Here is a 17,583-nt window from a genome sequence, read left to right on the forward strand (position 1 = left end):
TTATTTGGTGTAAAACTCGGGAAGTTTAGATGGAGTAAAATTATATAAACTGTTATAAATGGCAGATTATTCTTTATTTATTGTAAAAATTGCTATATTATAGAAGATATGGTGTGAATAATAAGTAATATCTTGTTGACTTTAAAGAAAATTAATTTGATAAGGAGCTACTCTAAGATGAATAATTTAAAATTAAATGATTTGAAACCTGGAGATGTCTTGCTTTGTAGAGGAGAGGGTTGGGTATCTGATTTAATAGCTTTGTTAGATGGAGGACCTTATAGTCATACTGCGTTATATGTAGGTAGTAATGATGGTAAACATTATGTGATTCAGGCAACAGGGCAGGGCATAAGGAGGGATGAGATAACCATACTACAACAAGAAACCTTTACAGATGTTTTTAGGTTTAATAAGAACAATCATAAGCTTGGAGATGAGGATTACCCATATCAACCCTTAGGGTCAAATGCAGAAGAATATGCCTCTGAAGGCATTAAATATGCCTATGACCACTTAATTTTATTGGCAATTTTAGCAGTAACCCGTGATATACCCCTTGATTACATGACAAAAAAGATTCTGAGAAATATAATTGACAATGCAGCAAGCTACCTATTTAAGCTATTAGATAAGGGAAAAACTCCTATGGTATGTTCAGAATTGGTTTATAGATGCTTTAGCGAAGCAGATGATCATAAAAAATATCAGCTTTCTATTACAGGTCTTAAGCTACCAGATTATTCATTAGATTCCCTAGAGGGGAAGACTGAGACTTATAAAAGCAAGGAGCTTAGTGCTGAGGATTTGGAATTAATGAATGCCAAGGAAGCCTTTATAGAATTATGGACTAAGGCGAAGGGATTGAATGGGCAAAACCCAACCTTTATCGGAGATCCCGTAGCAGCTTGTATATCTCCTAAGGATCTATTTCATTCAAAGGATTTAGAAATTGCCGGTAGGCTTAACTATGAATAGAGGAGCTTTAATATTTTTAGTGCAGTGAGGAAAGGTGAAGAATAAAGTGGGTAAGATTAAGATTTTGAAGGGACTAGAAAAGTATACCATCTATATAATACTACTGATTGGAATGATAAGTGTAGTGGCTGTCATTTTACTAATGAACAGTAGTCATAGTCTATACAAAATGCCTAAGGTTGAAAAAGGAGTAGTAGATTTAAATGAATGGTCCTACCAGGATGATGGTATTATTAAGCTGAATGGTCAGTGGGAGTTTTACTATGATCAGCTATTAGCCTACCATGACTTTTATACTAAAGAACCTTTGAAACCTTCGGGCTACATTGATATGCCCAGAAGCTGGGATGGCTATAAAATAGATGGAAAAGAGATTAATAAGATGGGTTATGGGACCTATAAATTAAGGGTTATAAACAGTAGTGTTGAAAACCTAGCAATACGTCTCCCCTATAGGTTTACTGACTATACAATTATGATTGATGATGAAATAATTGCAACTAAAGAACCAGCAGATAGAATAGTGCTAGAAACAAAAAATGTATTCTTTAAGCCCAGTTCAAGGAACTTTGATATTATAATTCAGGTTCCCAGTCAGGCCTTTTTTGATGGGGGCACCCATCTTCCCATATATATAGGCAGTCAAGAAGCTCTTATAAATAAAGAGAAGAAGGACTTGATAAAGGATATGCTATTTTTTGCTAGTTTAATAATAATGGGTTTATACCATGTTGCATTATATGCTTTTCTAAGGCGGATGAAGTATATTCTCTATTTTGGTCTTTTATGTATAGCCGTTGCTCTCCGATCCATACATGTTCATGAGGCTCTACTAATCAACAACTTTATGCCCCTAAGCTTTCAAACCTTTTATTATTTCAATGTAGCAAGCCTTTTACTAATTATTATACTCTTTGGAAGCTTTATCAGCGGTCTTTATCCTTTAGAATCATCAAAAAAAGTTCTAAAAGCATTCCAAGGTTACTCCATACTGATGATTATCATAACATTGGTTTTTCCATACCCAGTGTATGGCTATTTTAGAGGTCTAAACAACATAGTATTAATCGCGTGTGCAGTTTACTATCTTAGCGTAATGTTAAAGGCAGCCTTCCGTAACCGTGAAGGTGCTAATATCATGGTATTCGCAATGGCCTTCATGCTGGTTTCAGTGTTAAATGACGTTCTATATGTGAGTAATATGAAAATCTTCTCTTATCTTTATGGAATGACCACCTATAGTATTGTAATTTTTATTTTTGCTTTAGCAATTATACTTTCTAAAATATATGCGGATACATTTATTTCTGTAGACAATCTTTCTAAAAAGCTTATGTCCCTAGATAAAATTAAGGATGAATTTTTAGCCAATACTTCCCATGAGCTAAGAACGCCTCTAAATGGGATAATTGGAATCACAGAATCTCTAATTGAAGGAGCTGCTGGAGAGATTACTGATGAAGTGCATAAAAACCTTTCTATTGTAGCTGCCAGTAGTAAGCGATTAAGTAATCTTGTTAACAGTATTCTGGATTATTCAAAGCTTAAACATAAGGATATAAACCTAGACCTAAGGCCTATAAATCTTCACCAGCTGGTAGATCTCATTCTAACAGTTTTTAAGATGACAAAAGATAACAACAACATAAGCTTAAAAAATAAAGTGCCCAAAGGTTTACCTTATGTTTTAGCGGACGATGGTAGACTTCAGCAGATTCTATACAATTTAATTGGAAATGCAATAAAGTTTACTGATGAAGGCGAGGTTTCTGTAAGTGCCAGGCTTCACCACAATCTCATTGAAGTATCCATAGAAGATACTGGAATAGGTATAGAAGAATCTAAGATAGAAGACATATTTCATTCCTACGAGCAAATTGATACTTCAATTTCAAAACAGCAAATAGGAACAGGCATAGGTTTAAGTATTACTAAAAATCTTGTAGAAATTCAGGGAGGAAGCATTAGATGTCATTCTACAGTTCGAAAAGGATCAAGCTTTATATTTACCCTGCCTATAAGTAGCCATAAACATTCACCTACTACAGAAGAGGGTTTTAAAGTTATTGAGAAGCAGCTGGATTATCAACAGGCTTCAGCCAGCTTAGACAATCTTCAATTGAACAATAATAAGCCTACAATTTTAGTGGTGGATGACGAACAAATAAATATACAAGTATTGGTTAATCAATTATCCCTGCATAATTACTACGTGGTTACTGCCACAAATGGAGAGGATGCCCTAGAGCTTGTTGATGAAATAGATTTTGACCTTGTTATACTCGATGCCATGATGCCTAAAATGTCGGGTTATGAGGTTGCTAAAAAAATAAGGGAAAGGTTTTCACTTATAGAATTACCTATACTCATTCTTACAGCCAACAATCAACTAAGTAATATATGTTTAGCATTTGACTGCGGCACCAACGATTATGTGACGAAGCCCTTTGAAAAACAAGAATTGTTGGCTAGAATTGATACCTTAATTACAATGAAAAATGCAGTAGAACAGTCTATTAAAGATCCTCTAACGGATATTTACAATAGAAAGCATTTATTTGCTTTGGCAGAATTAATTTTTGAAGACCATAGACGAGACAGTAAAAGCATGGCAGTAATTATGATTGATATAGACAATTTTAAGCTTATAAATGATACCTATGGCCATGTAGAGGGAGATAATATACTAATAGAAATTGTGTCTAGATGTAAAAAAGTGATAAGGGATACAGATTTGTTTGGTCGATATGGTGGAGAAGAATTTTTGATAGTATTACCCAATATAGCTATGGATGAAGCAATAGCATTAGCTGAAAGAATAAAACAGTCTATTAGTAGTAAACCAGTTATCAGTGATGAGGGCTTAGAAATAGAGGTAACCATAAGTACAGGAATCGCAATTAATAAGCCCATATACCAAAATCTACATGAAATGTATAAGGATGTGGATAGAGCATTGTACAAGGCAAAATTAAATGGTAAAAACAGGGTTGAAGTAGCAATGTAGCTATAAAAAGAAAGGTGTTATCATTACATAAATAGGAGATACTCAACATTCTCAGTTGTAAAATACTTGATATTTGTATAAAATAAATATTTTAATAAAGACCCAGTAGTTTATAAGAAAAATTGGCTACTGGCCTTTGTTATGATGAAGTAATGGGTTATAGTGGGACAGTAACCCTGTCCCCTTGTCCCTTAATTAAAATCGAAAGAGGTGCTAGTATGAATACAATAAGCTCAGAAGCCTTTAATCAATGTTTAAAATACTGCGAAAGTAAGGAATTGGATTCAACCAATTACGGAACATTTATTAGATCCTTGGTGTATACCATGATAACAGAACAACCAGTTGAAATTATCGACAATGACGCTAATGCCACAATTAAAGCCAGAATTAAATTCTTTTCCATTGACTATACAGAGGGTCAAGAGGGAGTTTCTGATGTTTTGAATATTGAGTATACCATAGAGGGGGAAGAGGAAAAGAAACTCTTAAAATTTGAGAAGATTGGAAGGGTAGATGTAGTTCAGGATAAGAAGAGCAGCAGCAAAAGTTTCTTTAGATACTATATAAATAAAAATGGTGGTTATCGGTTTACCTTTAATAGAAGAATTTCTAAGGCAGTCCTTTAGTCCAATTATTTCATTGTTGTTACACTATTTTACAATTATGATATTTTGGTTACAGTTCGGCTAAAAGGGGAATATATCAACAGTTTTGGAAATAATGTACCTATATAGCTTGAGAAGTATAGGCTTGTTTTACTAAACTATATAGTAATCATTATTAAGGAGAGTGTTGATATGAAAAAATTTAAAGATGGCCTTAAACCATTGGCTATTTACATGTTAGCAATTCTAGTACTAATATCAGCTTTTTCATTTCCTGTTGGTGCCTACGGAAGTGATGATATTCAATTAGCAAGGCTAGAATATATAGCTCTGCTGGCATCAAATGACAAATATGTTTGTGCAGAGGATGGTGGAGGAAGAGAGGTTGTAGTAAATAGAGATAAAATCGGAAGCTGGGAAACCTTTGAAATCATTTTAGTAGAGGGAAGTACAGTAGCTTTTAAAACCAACAACGGTAGGTATCTTAATCTAGAAGACGAAGATGACGGTGAAATTGATGCTAGAGCTACTAAAATAGGTGATGGTACTAAGTTTACCGTCTATTATCTAGGGGATAATAAAGTAGCCCTTAAAGCAAGTAACGGAAAATATGTTGCCTTAGATGATGATGAACTGGAGGCCCACCACAGTAGAGTTAAAAGTAATTCTACCTTCCAGTTAGTTCGGCTTCAGGATAAGGATGAGGATATTTGTACTCTAGCAGCAACCCAAAGGGACAATGGGATTTTATTTAATTGGACCAAACCCGGAAAAACCAAGGATCTTATAGGCTACAATCTTTATAGGGGAACAGCATCAGGTAAGCAGTCAAAGACGCCTATAACGGATTTTCCCATAGAGGGAACCTCCTATTTAGATAAAAATATTGATCTGGATAAAACTTATTATTATATACTGCGTCCTGTTTACAAAGATAAAGTCCTTGGTTCAGCCTCCAATGAGGTAGAGATCATAGTAAACTCTCAGATAACCTTAAGGGCTGAAGCAGTGGAAAATGGTATTGCATTAGATTGGCATAAACCCGATTATAGTAGTAATATCATTGGATATTATCTTTATAGAGGAACAAAATCTGGGAAACAATCTGCAACACCCATTACTGATTTCCCTATAGAAAAAACCAGCTACACAGATAAAAATATTGAAGATGACACCACCTATTATTATATCTTAAGAGCTGTATATAAAGATAAAACCTTAGGAGTTCCTTCAAATGAGGTTAAGGTGAAATCCAACAAGAGTTATGGAACTATTGTGCTGGAAATTGGAAGTAGGTATATGTATGTGGATGGACAACGAAGGGAAATAGATCCAGGTAAGAGAACAGAACCCATTATTAAGAACGGTAGAACCTTCCTTCCAATAAGGGCTGTGATAGAAGCTATGGGTGGAAGTATAGAATGGGAATCAAGGCAACAAAAGGTCACCATATATTATAAGAAGAATGAGATAGAGCTATGGATTGGAAATAAAAATGCAAGAGTTAATGGTACAAGAAAAATTACTGATGTGGCACCCTATATTTCCGATAGCAATCGAACCATGCTACCATTAAGATTCATCGTGGAAAACTTGGGTTGCGAGGCGGATTGGGATGGAGTTCATAAGAGGGTGACTATTACCATAAGAGACTAAACCCTTGGCTTTAGAAATAGGAAAGCCATTGTAATAGGTATTTTTAACCATTACAATGGCTTTTTGTTGTGTTCTTATATCTAATTTATAGAGGTATTGTATTCAGCTCAGATAAAAAATACTCCTTGTTTTCTGGTTTTGAAATTTCTTTTGATGCCCCCAATGCTAATTCATAGTTTTTTTTCATTAAGTCAAGGTTACTTCCAATAAAATATGCGCGAGTAATTGCTTCATAGGCAAAGGCTAAGTCAAAATCTCCAATATTGTTATCGATACATAGCTTTAAGGAATGCTGGGCATGAAATAATGCACTTTCTGCCATATTAAGCAATGAGTAAACCCTTGAAATTTGCCATTCACCCCTTGCCAATTCAAGGGGAGTACCTATTACTTCCCAATGGTATCGAGAAGCATGGGCTGTGTGGACCATTTTTATGTTTTCTTCAGTCCTTCGATCCTTCTTGTCAATAAGATCCCAAGTAGCATTAAAGCTTTCAACGGCTTGTTTTTTGTGCCATTCGTTTAAGGATAAATTTTTCTCTTCCATATCGGATCCTCCTTACATAATAACCATTTAGCAGGCAAGTTAAAATTATAAGCTCTTTTATTGATGAGTATAATAAAAAAACTTATATAATTCAAGGGACACAGAGGGACATCTTAAGGTTTTATTGACATGAAGGTATGAATTATGGGAAACTTGAGGTATTCAATTAAAATTATTCATAGTTTTATCTCTTATATAGGCGGGTGGAAAAATGCAAGCTAAAGGGAATATAGCTATAAACACACATTTTCTAAATAAAAGAATCATAGAGCTAGCTTTAAAAAGAAGCTGGATCGCTAAAAAATTGGGGGTAGATCCTAAAACGGTTACTCGCTGGACAACTGGGAAGGTGAAACGAGTTTCTATTGAGAGGGTAGAAAGCTTAGCTAAGATATTAGAGTGTAGGGTAGAAGATATTGTAGACAAAGAGGACATTTATGTTTTAGGCACAGATCATGAAAAAGATCATGCTATAGAAAGTATTATATCCAAAGACTTATTACTCCTCTTATCTCCAACAGGAAACTGGGAGTTAATAGAGAACATTATAAAATCAGCTATAAGTCCCAATACAAATAAAAAGGATATCGGTAAGCTGTATAATTGGCTATCTATTACAAAATGGCGGTTGGGAGACTATGAAACTGGTTTAATCTTTGCAAATAAAGCATTAGAGGTTGGACAGGAGTTGGAGGACAAAGGAGTATATTTTAAAGGGTTATTCAATAAGGCTACCATCTTTTCTATGATTGGGAAAAATGCCTTAGCCCTGCAACTCTTCCAAGAATGCTTAAGTATGAAGGAGTACTTTTGTACATCTAGCGATGTAGCCTCTTTATACACAAATCTTTCAATGGTATACAGAGACTTTGGAAACTTTACTGAAGGACTCAAGCATCAAAAAAAGGCTATTGAATTGTTTTCAAAGGACAATAAATACTATAACCTCTCCATTGCCTACCAATGTCTTGGATTTATTTATACTGAGATAGGGGCCTTTCCAAAGGCTATAGAAATCTATGATCAGGCTATAAGATGTGCCGAAAGGTCAAGCTATGAGAAGGGCATTATGATTATTTCCCTTTATAAGCTTGATCCATTGGTATTGAGTAATAAACTTACTACAATAAACCCAGAGGTAGAAGGTACTATAGATGTTTTTTTAAAGGGGGACTATGCTGACCCATTTTGCTATGAGTTTATTGCAAGGTATTACCGTTTCTTTTCTAATACACAAAGGGCTTTGGAGGTAATTCATACAGGGATATCAAAAAGTAACAACAGTCCGATGGTACAAGCCAGCCTATGGCATGAAGCGGCTCGGATTGCCCTTGTAGAGAAGGACTTTGAAAAGGAAAGACTATACAGAGAGAATGGTAATGAACTGTATTCAAAGCTACAGTTATATAATAGAGTTCATAAAGACGAGATAAAAGAGTATGGTGAGGTATTCTCTCATCATAAAACGGATTAAAGACTACTAACTTTTACTAATTGTTTTTGATTCATGGATTTTGTTAATAGGACCTATAACCTACCTATTTTCCCCTTTGTATTAAATAAAATAATTGCTTTATACTAAGTATAATATTAAGCAAAAGATGCAAAGGAAATTGGAGGGAGGGAATGAAATTGGATAAGAGAATAAAAGATAAGGATAAGGGCAATGAAATACTAAAAGACGCCATAATAAGTGAAATAAGAGATCAATTAGTTGATGAAGCGATAGAAAAGGAAAAAACCATCTCAGTTGATATTGAAAAATTGAAACTAGATAATAAAGTGGAAGAAGGTAGTGATGGCGATAGTAAGCCATTGGAAGAAGAAATAACCGATGAGGAAAAGGAAATAGCAGAAAAGGAAAATGCTAAGAAGATCAAGCTGATTGAGGAGGATCTGAATCATAAAAAGATTAAAGAAATTAAAGATGTAGATGAGTTGGAAATAAACCTATAGAAAATGATTTTATCACCTTTTTATTCAATGTCCATATTATAGTACTGCAAAAGGGGACTTTGAAAGGAGGTGAATGTAATGGCTGAAATAATCGATGCTAGAGGCAGATACTCCTTAGATTTTCTAATGATACCAAGGGAGCATATTGGAAAATTTAATGAATTTATGGAGGAGTTCGGGGATGTATCAGATTATGATCTCTACAAACAAATTTTAGATACCAAATCTAAAGTATCCGCTAATGTATTAAATCAGCACATGAAAAATCTAGATGCTTTATCTAGTATGACTGGATTTGTTACCGATTCTACAAAGGGCAGAATAGAATTGGTTAAGAGGGTATTGAATACGGATACAGGCTCATCTAAACCTAAATCGCATGTGGAAAACCAATTTTGGGGTGGAAGTAGCCTATTGCTATGGTTTCTTATTTTAGCAGCTATATGGCGAAGGCCCTTCTTTGGTGGACCAGGTTTTGGCGGAGGTTTCTTAGGCAGAGGCCCCTTCTTCTAGATAGAATAAAATAGCAACTTTAAAATATGAATCCACCTATTTTTATAGGTGGATTCAATATTTAGAAAGCAATCGTTTTATTCATTAATCCTCCAGTACTACCCCAAGACCGTCGGCGATTCGATTAACATAATTGAAATATGCAACCACTTGATTTATGTCAAAAATATCCCGGTCACTAAAGCCTGCTTTTCTTAAACCTTCAACGTCTCTTTCTTTAATGCTATAGGGTTCTTTAGTGAGCTTTTGGGCGTAAAAAAGCATTAGCTTTTCTTCCTTAGAGATATTAGCCTTTGCAAAATCCTTGGCAATTTCATTCATTAGTTCATCTTCATTTGAAGCCAACCGGAGAGACTCTCCGTGGTGTATAGTTCAGTACTCACAACTATTGGAGCTGGATACTACTACGGCAATCATCTCCCTTTGAGCTCTAGATAGGTCTGAGTCACCAAACATAATATTTTCATAAAGATTAAGATGGGCCTCCATAACCTCCGGGCGTACGCTATGGACCTTTAAAATATTAGCCACCCTACCTTTGGTTCTAGTTCCTATACGATCATATAATTCCTTAAGTTTTCCTTCTGCTTCCTGTACTTCTACTTCCTTTATCCAAGCCATACAATCACTCCTATTCATTTGGTACCACCATGCTGGAATTTAATAATGTTATATGGTTATTACCTTCCAATCTTCTTTTAACAGCTCTGTTAAAGGCTCACCCATATACTTCACTTCTATTCCAAGGCCCTCTAGTTTTTCTGAAACCTTATATCCATCGGCACAAGCCCTACAGGCTACAACCTCAACTCCCAATTCCAGCATTTTTTTAATATGATCCTGTAGTTGAACATCTTGGCTTAGGAGCTTTGCGGAGGGTCCCCAGACAATGAAGGTCACATCCTCCCACCAATTTCTGATTTTGGCATTAATCACATACATAAATGCCATATTAAGGGCTACTTCACGATCTTGGCTGGTCCAAAGGACGGCTAGCCGATTGTTTAATATTTCCAAAGTTATCCACCTCCATTTCGTGACTCTATTCAATTTAATTATAGCTCAAATAAGGAGGAATATCATGTGTTATGTCGAATTTGTCCCATGGCCTAAAATTAATCACATAAGGAGGAAAAACTATGAAATCATTAAAGGGAACAAAAACAGCAGAAAACTTGATGAAGGCATTTGCAGGAGAATCACAAGCACGAAACCGTTATACCTATTATGCCTCTATAGCAAAAAAAGAGGGTTATGTTCAAATACAGAACTTATTTCTTGAAACAGCTGATAACGAAAGAGAGCATGCAAAAAGGTTTTTTAAATTTTTCAATGAAAGCATGCAGGGGGAAATGGTTGAAATCACTGCTGCATTCCCCGTTGGTTTGGGAGATACAAAAGCAAATTTAAAAGCAGCAGCAGATGGTGAAAACGAGGAGTGGGTAGAGCTTTATCCAGCCTTTGCTGATGTTGCTGACGAAGAAGGTTTTCCTGAGATTGCGGTAATCTTCAGAAAAATCGCAGAGGTAGAAAAACATCATGAGAAGAGATATAGAAAGCTATTAGAAAACCTTGAAAATAATAGAGTATTTGAAAAGGAAGCAGCAGTTGAATGGAAATGCAATAACTGTGGCTACATACATAGGGGTGCAAAGGCAGTTCAGCTATGTCCAGCATGTGCTCATCCACAGGGGCACTTTGAAGTCTTTGTAGAAACCTACTAGGGTCTAATATCATAATTATATAGAATAATATAGGAAGATTATGTGAAGCTAGCTTGAAATTTTAAGCTAGCTTTTATAGTGGGCCAATAAATACCCCATCCTACCCTCCGTTTAAAATAGTTGTAAAATAGTGTATAATAAAGAGATAAATTTGTCGAAAACCACAAGCTTAATATAAAGCTGTATAGGGAGATTACAATGAAAATTACGATAATTAAAGTAGGGATGTTTGAAGGTAAAGGTTATGATGCCCTTAAGCCTTTAATATTTCCGATTATTGCTGAGTTAACCCCTAAAAACATAGAATTAGAATTCTTAGATGATCGAGTGGAGACCTTACCAGAATCTCTGAATTCTAATATAATTGCCCTTTCCTTTGACACCTTTTCCGCCAAAAGAGCCTATATATTAGCTAGAAGGTACAAAAGACCAAACAACATCATTGTCTTAGGAGGTTTTCATGCCAGTTTGCTAAAGGAGGAAGCCAAAGCCTATGGCGACGTAATTATAGTAGGGGATGCAGAGGATACGTGGCCCAGACTCATTGAGGATGCCCTAAAGGGGACTCTTCAGCCAGAGTATAGATCCTCCTCAGGCTGTACCCTTGGGTATATAGATTTCAATCATCCAGCCTTTGGAGGGAAAAAGTATCAAAGGCTAGGAGTGGTTCAATTTTCTAGGGGTTGTAAGTTCGGGTGTGACTTTTGCTCAATAAAAGCACTGTACCCAGGTAAGGTCCGACAAAAGGAGATTAATCTCATTATAGAAGAAATCAAAACCATTAAAGAAAAGATTCTTTTTTTTGTAGACGATAACCTATTTTTAGATGAAGAAACAGCCATTGCCCTATTTAGAGCTATAAAGCCACTGAAGAAAAAGTGGGCTTGTCAAATTAGTATGGATGTGGCAATGAATAATAAGCTTTTAAAGCTTATGAGGGAAAGTGGATGCGTCATGGTACTTATAGGCTTTGAATCCCTCAACAAAAACAATCTTACCACCATGAAGAAATCCGCTAATTTAGCCATGGATAATTACCAAGAGGCAATTGACAATATCTATAACCATGGTCTATTGATTTATGCCACCTTTGTTTTAGGTTATGATGAGGATACAATAGATAGCTTTGAGGAGATACTAGCTTTTGCAATGAACCATCGCTTTACAGTGGCAAATTTCAACCCACTGATTCCGATGCCTGGAACCCCCCTATATAGCCGACTGGAGGGAGAAGGGCGATTAATTCATGAGAAATGGTGGTTAAGTAATTCTTATTGTTATGGAGATACAGCCTACATACCAAGGGAGCTTGCTCCAGAAGCCCTAATGGAAGGCTGCAAATCCCTACGTTATAGGTTTTATGGTTTTAAAAATATAATAAAGCGTTTGTTTGCCAATAGATTACACCTAAGGCCTTATAACTTTTTTTTATACTTGGCCCTAAACATCATCTCCAATAGGGAGATCCACAGAAAGCAAGGCAGACTACTGGGGGGAATAATAGATGAAGTTAGTACTGATTAAGCCCAATATAGGGAGAAGAGAACATAGCCTATATGTAGATGAAGGTAGGATGGAACCTCTTCAACTGGGAATTTTAGCAGCCTTAACGCCAAGGGATGTTGAAATTGTTATGTATGACGATCGAATGGAGGAAATACCCTATGATGAAGGGGCAGACCTGGTGGCCATAACAGTAGAAACCTTTACTGCAAGGCGGGGTTATGAAATTAGTAAAGCCTATAGGGAAAGGGGAATACCCACCGTCATGGGGGGGATGCATGTTATGCTATTGCCTGAAGAGGTAAAGAACCATGCCGATAGTATCATGATAGGAGACGCAGAAAACTTATGGCCCCAACTTATAGAGGATTTTAAAAGGGGTCAATTAAAGAAGGAATATCGGGGAGAACAACCCCTAATCCCCCAAAAATCTATTATTACCAGAAGGGATATTTTTGAAGGGAAGGGCTACTTACCCATCACATTATTACAATTTTCTAGGGGGTGTAAATACCATTGTAATTTCTGTGCTTCAACAGCCTATTTTAAGGGAAACCATTATTGTCGGGATGTACAGGATGTGGTTCGGGAAATTAAAAGCCAAAAAAGAAAGCTGCTGTTTTTCGTAGATGACAATATTGTTGCAGATTTTGAAAAGGCCAAGGCTCTTTTTACAGCACTAATACCCTTGAAGGTTAAGTGGGTAAGTCAGGGTAGTATGGATATGCTAGAGGATCAAGAGCTTATGGAGCTAATGGTAAAGAGCGGCTGTTTAGGCTTAGTAATAGGCTTTGAATCCATTAATGAAGAGAATTTAGAGTACGCAGCTAAGGGTGCCAATAGAAAAAGGGCATTAGATCATTATAAAAAAGAGATTCAGGAGCTTAGAAAGTGGGGATTACAGACCTGGGCTGCCTTTACTCTAGGCTATGATGGGGATACTAAGGAAAGTATTATTGAAACCTGTAAATTTGCAATAGAGAACAAGTTTTGCTTTGCAGCCTTTAATATTTTAATGCCCTATCCCAATACACCTTTGTATGCTAAGCTTCAAGAGGAAGGCAGACTCCTTTATGGTGGCAACTGGTGGCTACATGAGGATTATCGATTCAATCATGCTGCCTTTATTCCCCAAAACCTCTCACCAGAGGACTTAACGGAGGTTTCCTTTTGGTGCAGAAGGGCCTTTAATTCACCCTGGTCAATATTTAAAAGGGCTCTAGAGCCCCATACAAATTTACGGAACCCTTATAGGTTCTTCACCTATTTAATATATAATCCACTTTTTAGGAAGGAAGTCTTCAAAAAACAGAGTATGCGCTTTGGACTAAAGGAGGCGGAAAAAATCAATGGCTAAAGAGATCAAGGGAAGCATAGTAGAAGTCTATACATTAACCAATGAGGATATAGAAATGATGTATCGGCTTATGGATACCTTCTATGACAATATGACGAGGGAAAACTTTTTAAGGGATTTGAAACAAAAAGATTATTCTATTGTATTAAGGGATGAAGATCACAAAATATGGGGCTTTTCCACCCAGCAAATCCTTCACATTCCCTTGAAAGATCAAGTTATTCATGGGGTCTTTTCTGGAGATACCATTATTCATAAGGACTACTGGGGTAGTATGGAGCTCTTTATTGTCTTTGCGAGGTTCTTTTTTGAGTTTGAAGAGAAATATCAGGACTTTTATTGGTTTTTAATTTGCAAGGGCTACAAAACCTATCGTATGCTACCAACCTTTTATAAAACATTTTATCCCAATTATAAAGAGGACACCCCACAAGATATTCAGGCTATTATGGATGCCTTTGGGAGGTACTATAGCCCAGAGGAATACGACGAAGCAACCGGGGTGCTTTGCTATAAGGGAGTTAAGGACAAGCTAAAGGAAAATGTTGCCGACGTAAGTGAAGAGAGGTTAAGGGATAAAAATATCGCCTTCTTTGTTGAAAAAAACCCTGACTATACAAAGGGTAATGATATTGTTTGTATAACAAAGCTTAGTAAGTCTAATCTGAAGCCTCGGATGAGAAGATTTTTGCTAGGATACTAAGGTATAGATGGGTTGATGAAATGAAAAGATTAAAAACATTTGTATATTATTGTATCAATACCCTCTGTTGTCTTCTATATAGAGGAGAATATAAAAGGTTCCAAGCCATAAAGGATGTTCATGAACTTCAAGAAGAAAAGCTTAAGGAAATTCTAAAGGCCCATGCTGAAACGGTATATGGAGAAAAATACAATTTTAAAAGCATAGATGGGATAGAAGCCTATCAAGAAAAAGTCCCAATAAGTGATTACGAAGCCTTTAGACCCTATATTGATGTAATGGCAGAAGAGGAAGGGTGCTTTCTAACAGCTGAGGAAGTAATAGCCTTTGAGCCCACCAGTGGCTCTACAAAAGCCGCCAAGCTTATCCCCTATACCAAGGGTCTTAAGGAAGAATTTCAAAGGGGGATTAAGCCATGGATCTACAATTTGAATACCTCCTATCCAGAAATTAGATGGGGTAAAAGTTATTGGTCCATCACCCCTGCCACTAGTGAAAGACAATATACTAAAAGGGGGATTCCCATTGGTTTCGAAGAGGATAGTGAGTATTTTGGGAAGTTAGAAAAGTATCTGATGGAAAAGATTTTTGTAAATCCAAAGGATATTCAAAAAGAAAGAGATATGAACAGATTTTATGAAAGGACCCTAGTGGAGCTTTTAAAAACCAAGGATCTTACCATGATTTCTATATGGAATCCTACCTATTTGCTGCTTTTGCTAGATTATCTAGAGAAGAATAAAGAAGGCCTTCTAAAGAAGTTAAGTGAAGGAAGACAAAGGGAAATCTATGAAGGTATTTATAATAAAGACTATAAAAAAATATGGCCAAAGCTCAAGGTTATAAGTTGTTGGTGTGATGCTTATGCTGCTCCCTACGCAGAGGCTTTAAAGAAGCTCTTTCCCAATGGGATAATTCAGCCTAAGGGCTTAATATCCACAGAAAGCTTTGTTTCCTTTCCACTGGTTGGTGAGAAGGGGGCAGTGTTAAGTGTCCATTCTCATTTTTTTGAATTTATTGAGCTGGCCACAAATAAAATTTTGTTAATTCAAGACCTAAAGGTTGGAAGGGAATATGAAGTAGTTGTAACAACCAGTGGGGGTCTTTATCGTTATCGTAGCTACGATGTGGTAGAGGTGGTTGGCTGGTGGAAGTCTTTACCCCTCCTGATCTTTAAAGGTAAAAATGATCGGGTTAGTGATCGATTTGGTGAAAAGCTCCATGAAGCCTTTGTAAGAGAGGTTGTTGAAGAACAATCTCCAAAGGCCACCTTTTATATGGTGGCTCCCCAAGGAGATTACTATGTCCTTTATATAAAGGCCCATCAGCTTCCATCCGCCAGTAAAATTGATGAAGAGTTAAGAAAGAGCTTTCATTATGATTACTGTAGAAAGCTGGGGCAGCTTAAAGAGCTTAAGGTATTTGCTTTAACAGGAGATCCCCAAAAGGAGTATATAGAAGGCTGTTTAAAAGCAGGCCAAAGGCTAGGAGACATTAAGCCTACCTATCTTTCCACAAGGGAAGATTGGCCTAATTTTTTTCAGGGCTATCTTGACGTAAACCAGGAAAAATAGCAAACTTTAAATAAAATACAAGAATTATGGAGGCCAAAATGAAGATAGCGTTATTAGCCCCAGCAGGGGCCATGCATAGGTATAATGGTAGTTTTGGTAAGTCGTTGCATTATGCACCCCTCACCTTAACCACCCTGGCTGCCCTTGTACCAGAAGACATTGAAGCAGAGGTGGTAATTTTTGATGAAACAGCAGATGAAATCCCTCTGGATTTAGAGGCAGACTTAGTGGGAATTACCTGTATTACAGGGACGGCACCAAGATGCTATGCCTATGCCGATTATTTTAGAAAAAAGGGCATGAAGGTCTTCTTAGGAGGTGTGCATCCATCTCTTTTGCCCCATGAGGCAAAAGCCCATGCAGATGTGGTTTTGACAGGCTTTGCAGAGTTTACCTTTCCCCAAATGCTGAGGGATTTTATAAAGGGAGAGCTGAAGCCCTTTTATCATCAAGACTGTAACTTTACAATAGCTAATAGACCCATGCCAAGACGTGATTTATTAAATAAAAAAAGATATATCACCATTAATACGGTAGAAGCCGTTAGGGGCTGTAGTTACCCCTGTACCTTTTGTGCTTATCCTTCAGCCTTTGGAACCAACGTCTATAATCGTCCTATTCAGGAGGTAGTTAAAGAGGTGGAGGCCCTAAGGGCAAAGATTGTGGTTTTCCCTGATGTCAATTTAATTGCTGATAAAGCCTATGCTAAGGAGCTTTTTAAGGCCTTAATCCCCCTGAAGATTTCCTGGTTAGGTCTGGTGACCTCCTATATTGGTGTAGATGAGGAACTTATTAGAATTTTTGCAAAGAGTGGTTGTAAGGGTGTTCTTATAGGCTTTGAGTCCATTTGGCAATCCTCACAGCAATATATTAATAAAGGAGTTAATCAGGTGCAAAGCTATGGTGAGCTTATAAAAAAATTACATGCCCATGGAATCTTGGTTCAGGGCTGCTTTGCCTTTGGTGGAGATGACGAAGACAAGTCTGTTTTTGAAAAAACTGCAGAGATGATTACTAAAATAAAAATTGATTTACCTAGATACAGCATTTTAACCCCCTTTCCCAATACACAGCTTTACAGGGATCTTCATAAATCAGGTAGAATTATTGAAGATCATTGGGCTATGTATGATGTGGAGCATGTGGTTTTCAAACCTGCTAAGATGACAGTAGAAGATCTAGAAGAAGGAATTGTCTGGGCATGGAAGCACACCTATAGTTTAAAGGATATTGCTAAACGCTTGGCTCCCTTCAACCATAGTCCGTGGATGTCTATTCCTCTAAACTTAGGATATAGGAAATATGCTGAAAAATTTAAGCATTTTACTCGGGATATTATGTGCGATAATTCTGATATCCCAATACTATAAAACTAATTTTTATTATTAACTTCGCAATATTTCTCTTTATTTAAGAATCTAGGTGTTTAAGTTAGTGCTATAGATAAGAAGAGTCAA

The 17,583-nt window shown here is 36.5% G+C and carries 16 protein-coding genes; 13 read left to right on the forward strand and 3 right to left on the reverse strand.

The features are described from left to right. The first annotated feature begins 177 nt into the window (after positions 1 to 177). The 4 genes from F8153_RS06505 (at position 178) to F8153_RS06520 (ending at position 6,249) form a co-directional block, all read left to right on the forward strand. Entirely contained in the window at positions 178 to 978 is an 801-nt protein-coding gene (locus F8153_RS06505) for a hypothetical protein (protein ID WP_151865571.1), read from the forward strand. A 34-nt stretch (positions 979 to 1,012) separates the two neighbouring features. After that, complete coding sequence (locus F8153_RS06510; RefSeq protein WP_192929696.1) at positions 1,013 to 3,985, forward strand: diguanylate cyclase; 2,973 nt, start codon at positions 1,013 to 1,015, stop codon at positions 3,983 to 3,985. A gap of 218 nt (positions 3,986 to 4,203) precedes the next feature. Further along, on the forward strand, positions 4,204 to 4,614 hold the full coding sequence (locus F8153_RS06515; protein ID WP_151865573.1) for a hypothetical protein: 411 nt from the start codon (positions 4,204 to 4,206) through the stop codon (positions 4,612 to 4,614). A gap of 171 nt (positions 4,615 to 4,785) precedes the next feature. Next, positions 4,786 to 6,249: a stalk domain-containing protein gene (locus F8153_RS06520; protein WP_151865574.1), complete on the forward strand. Its 1,464-nt coding sequence runs from the start codon at positions 4,786 to 4,788 to the stop codon at positions 6,247 to 6,249. Positions 6,250 to 6,334: 85 nt separating this feature from the next. Here F8153_RS06520 and F8153_RS06525 read toward each other — a convergent pair whose 3' ends face one another. Next, positions 6,335 to 6,796, reverse strand: coding sequence for a hypothetical protein (locus tag F8153_RS06525; protein ID WP_151865575.1), 462 nt, complete (start codon positions 6,794 to 6,796; stop codon positions 6,335 to 6,337). A gap of 211 nt (positions 6,797 to 7,007) precedes the next feature. On the opposite strand from F8153_RS06525, the gene F8153_RS06530 reads away from it, so the two are divergent. The 3 genes from F8153_RS06530 (at position 7,008) to F8153_RS06540 (ending at position 9,265) form a co-directional block, all read left to right on the forward strand. After that, positions 7,008 to 8,270 (forward strand): tetratricopeptide repeat protein, encoded by a 1,263-nt coding sequence (locus F8153_RS06530; protein WP_151865576.1) that lies wholly within the window; start codon positions 7,008 to 7,010, stop codon positions 8,268 to 8,270. A gap of 158 nt (positions 8,271 to 8,428) precedes the next feature. Further along, positions 8,429 to 8,752, forward strand: coding sequence for a hypothetical protein (locus F8153_RS06535; protein ID WP_151865577.1), 324 nt, complete (start codon positions 8,429 to 8,431; stop codon positions 8,750 to 8,752). A 78-nt stretch (positions 8,753 to 8,830) separates the two neighbouring features. After that, on the forward strand, positions 8,831 to 9,265 hold the full coding sequence (locus tag F8153_RS06540) for a hypothetical protein (protein ID WP_151865578.1): 435 nt from the start codon (positions 8,831 to 8,833) through the stop codon (positions 9,263 to 9,265). 84 nt (positions 9,266 to 9,349) lie between these two features. On the opposite strand, the gene F8153_RS16540 is transcribed toward F8153_RS06540, so the two are convergent. Continuing rightward, positions 9,350 to 9,886 (reverse strand): peroxidase-related enzyme, encoded by a 537-nt coding sequence (locus F8153_RS16540; RefSeq protein ID WP_279237119.1) that lies wholly within the window; start codon positions 9,884 to 9,886, stop codon positions 9,350 to 9,352. Positions 9,887 to 9,934: 48 nt separating this feature from the next. Continuing rightward, on the reverse strand, positions 9,935 to 10,282 hold the full coding sequence (locus F8153_RS06555) for a DsrE family protein (protein ID WP_243136923.1): 348 nt from the start codon (positions 10,280 to 10,282) through the stop codon (positions 9,935 to 9,937). A gap of 122 nt (positions 10,283 to 10,404) precedes the next feature. Between F8153_RS06555 and rbr the strand changes: the two genes are divergently transcribed. From rbr to F8153_RS06585, 6 genes are all read left to right on the forward strand, one after another. After that, positions 10,405 to 10,989 carry a rubrerythrin gene (gene rbr, locus F8153_RS06560; protein WP_151865580.1) on the forward strand — a complete coding sequence of 195 codons (585 nt, stop codon included), beginning with the start codon at positions 10,405 to 10,407 and terminating at the stop codon, positions 10,987 to 10,989. Positions 10,990 to 11,187: 198 nt separating this feature from the next. Further along, positions 11,188 to 12,513 (forward strand): B12-binding domain-containing radical SAM protein, encoded by a 1,326-nt coding sequence (locus F8153_RS06565; protein WP_151865581.1) that lies wholly within the window; start codon positions 11,188 to 11,190, stop codon positions 12,511 to 12,513. Then, the gene (locus tag F8153_RS06570) at positions 12,494 to 13,849 is read left to right on the forward strand and encodes a B12-binding domain-containing radical SAM protein (RefSeq protein WP_151865582.1); all 1,356 of its coding nucleotides are present in this window, start codon (positions 12,494 to 12,496) and stop codon (positions 13,847 to 13,849) included. The genes F8153_RS06565 and F8153_RS06570 overlap by 20 nt, the downstream gene beginning before the upstream one ends. Beyond that, positions 13,842 to 14,552, forward strand: a complete 711-nt coding sequence (locus F8153_RS06575; protein ID WP_151865583.1) for a hypothetical protein — start codon at positions 13,842 to 13,844, stop codon at positions 14,550 to 14,552. Before F8153_RS06570 ends, F8153_RS06575 begins: the two co-directional genes overlap by 8 nt. Before the next feature lie 20 nt (positions 14,553 to 14,572). Continuing rightward, positions 14,573 to 16,126 (forward strand): GH3 family domain-containing protein, encoded by a 1,554-nt coding sequence (locus tag F8153_RS06580; RefSeq protein WP_151865584.1) that lies wholly within the window; start codon positions 14,573 to 14,575, stop codon positions 16,124 to 16,126. Between the two features lie 38 nt (positions 16,127 to 16,164). Continuing rightward, positions 16,165 to 17,496, forward strand: a complete 1,332-nt coding sequence (locus tag F8153_RS06585; protein ID WP_151865585.1) for a B12-binding domain-containing radical SAM protein — start codon at positions 16,165 to 16,167, stop codon at positions 17,494 to 17,496. Positions 17,497 to 17,583 lie beyond the last annotated feature (87 nt).

Origin of the sequence: Alkaliphilus serpentinus (assembly GCF_009017255.1) — a bacterium.
GTDB lineage: Bacteria > Bacillota > Clostridia > Peptostreptococcales > Natronincolaceae > Alkaliphilus_D > Alkaliphilus_D serpentinus.

Excerpts from the sequence above, each read along its gene's own strand:
- F8153_RS06570 (WP_151865582.1), top strand. The coding sequence starts at position 12,494 with ATGAAGTTAGTACTGATTAAGCCCAATATAGGGAGAAGAGAACATAGC.
- F8153_RS06580 (WP_151865584.1), top strand. The coding sequence starts at position 14,573 with ATGAAAAGATTAAAAACATTTGTATATTATTGTATCAATACCCTCTGT.
- F8153_RS06540 (WP_151865578.1), top strand. The coding sequence starts at position 8,831 with ATGGCTGAAATAATCGATGCTAGAGGCAGATACTCCTTAGATTTTCTA.
- F8153_RS06575 (WP_151865583.1), top strand. The coding sequence starts at position 13,842 with ATGGCTAAAGAGATCAAGGGAAGCATAGTAGAAGTCTATACATTAACC.
- F8153_RS06525 (WP_151865575.1), bottom strand. The coding sequence starts at position 6,796 with ATGGAAGAGAAAAATTTATCCTTAAACGAATGGCACAAAAAACAAGCC.
- F8153_RS06585 (WP_151865585.1), top strand. The coding sequence starts at position 16,165 with ATGAAGATAGCGTTATTAGCCCCAGCAGGGGCCATGCATAGGTATAAT.
- F8153_RS06515 (WP_151865573.1), top strand. The coding sequence starts at position 4,204 with ATGAATACAATAAGCTCAGAAGCCTTTAATCAATGTTTAAAATACTGC.
- F8153_RS06505 (WP_151865571.1), top strand. The coding sequence starts at position 178 with ATGAATAATTTAAAATTAAATGATTTGAAACCTGGAGATGTCTTGCTT.
- F8153_RS06530 (WP_151865576.1), top strand. The coding sequence starts at position 7,008 with ATGCAAGCTAAAGGGAATATAGCTATAAACACACATTTTCTAAATAAA.
- F8153_RS06565 (WP_151865581.1), top strand. The coding sequence starts at position 11,188 with ATGAAAATTACGATAATTAAAGTAGGGATGTTTGAAGGTAAAGGTTAT.
- F8153_RS06520 (WP_151865574.1), top strand. The coding sequence starts at position 4,786 with ATGAAAAAATTTAAAGATGGCCTTAAACCATTGGCTATTTACATGTTA.
- rbr (WP_151865580.1), top strand. The coding sequence starts at position 10,405 with ATGAAATCATTAAAGGGAACAAAAACAGCAGAAAACTTGATGAAGGCA.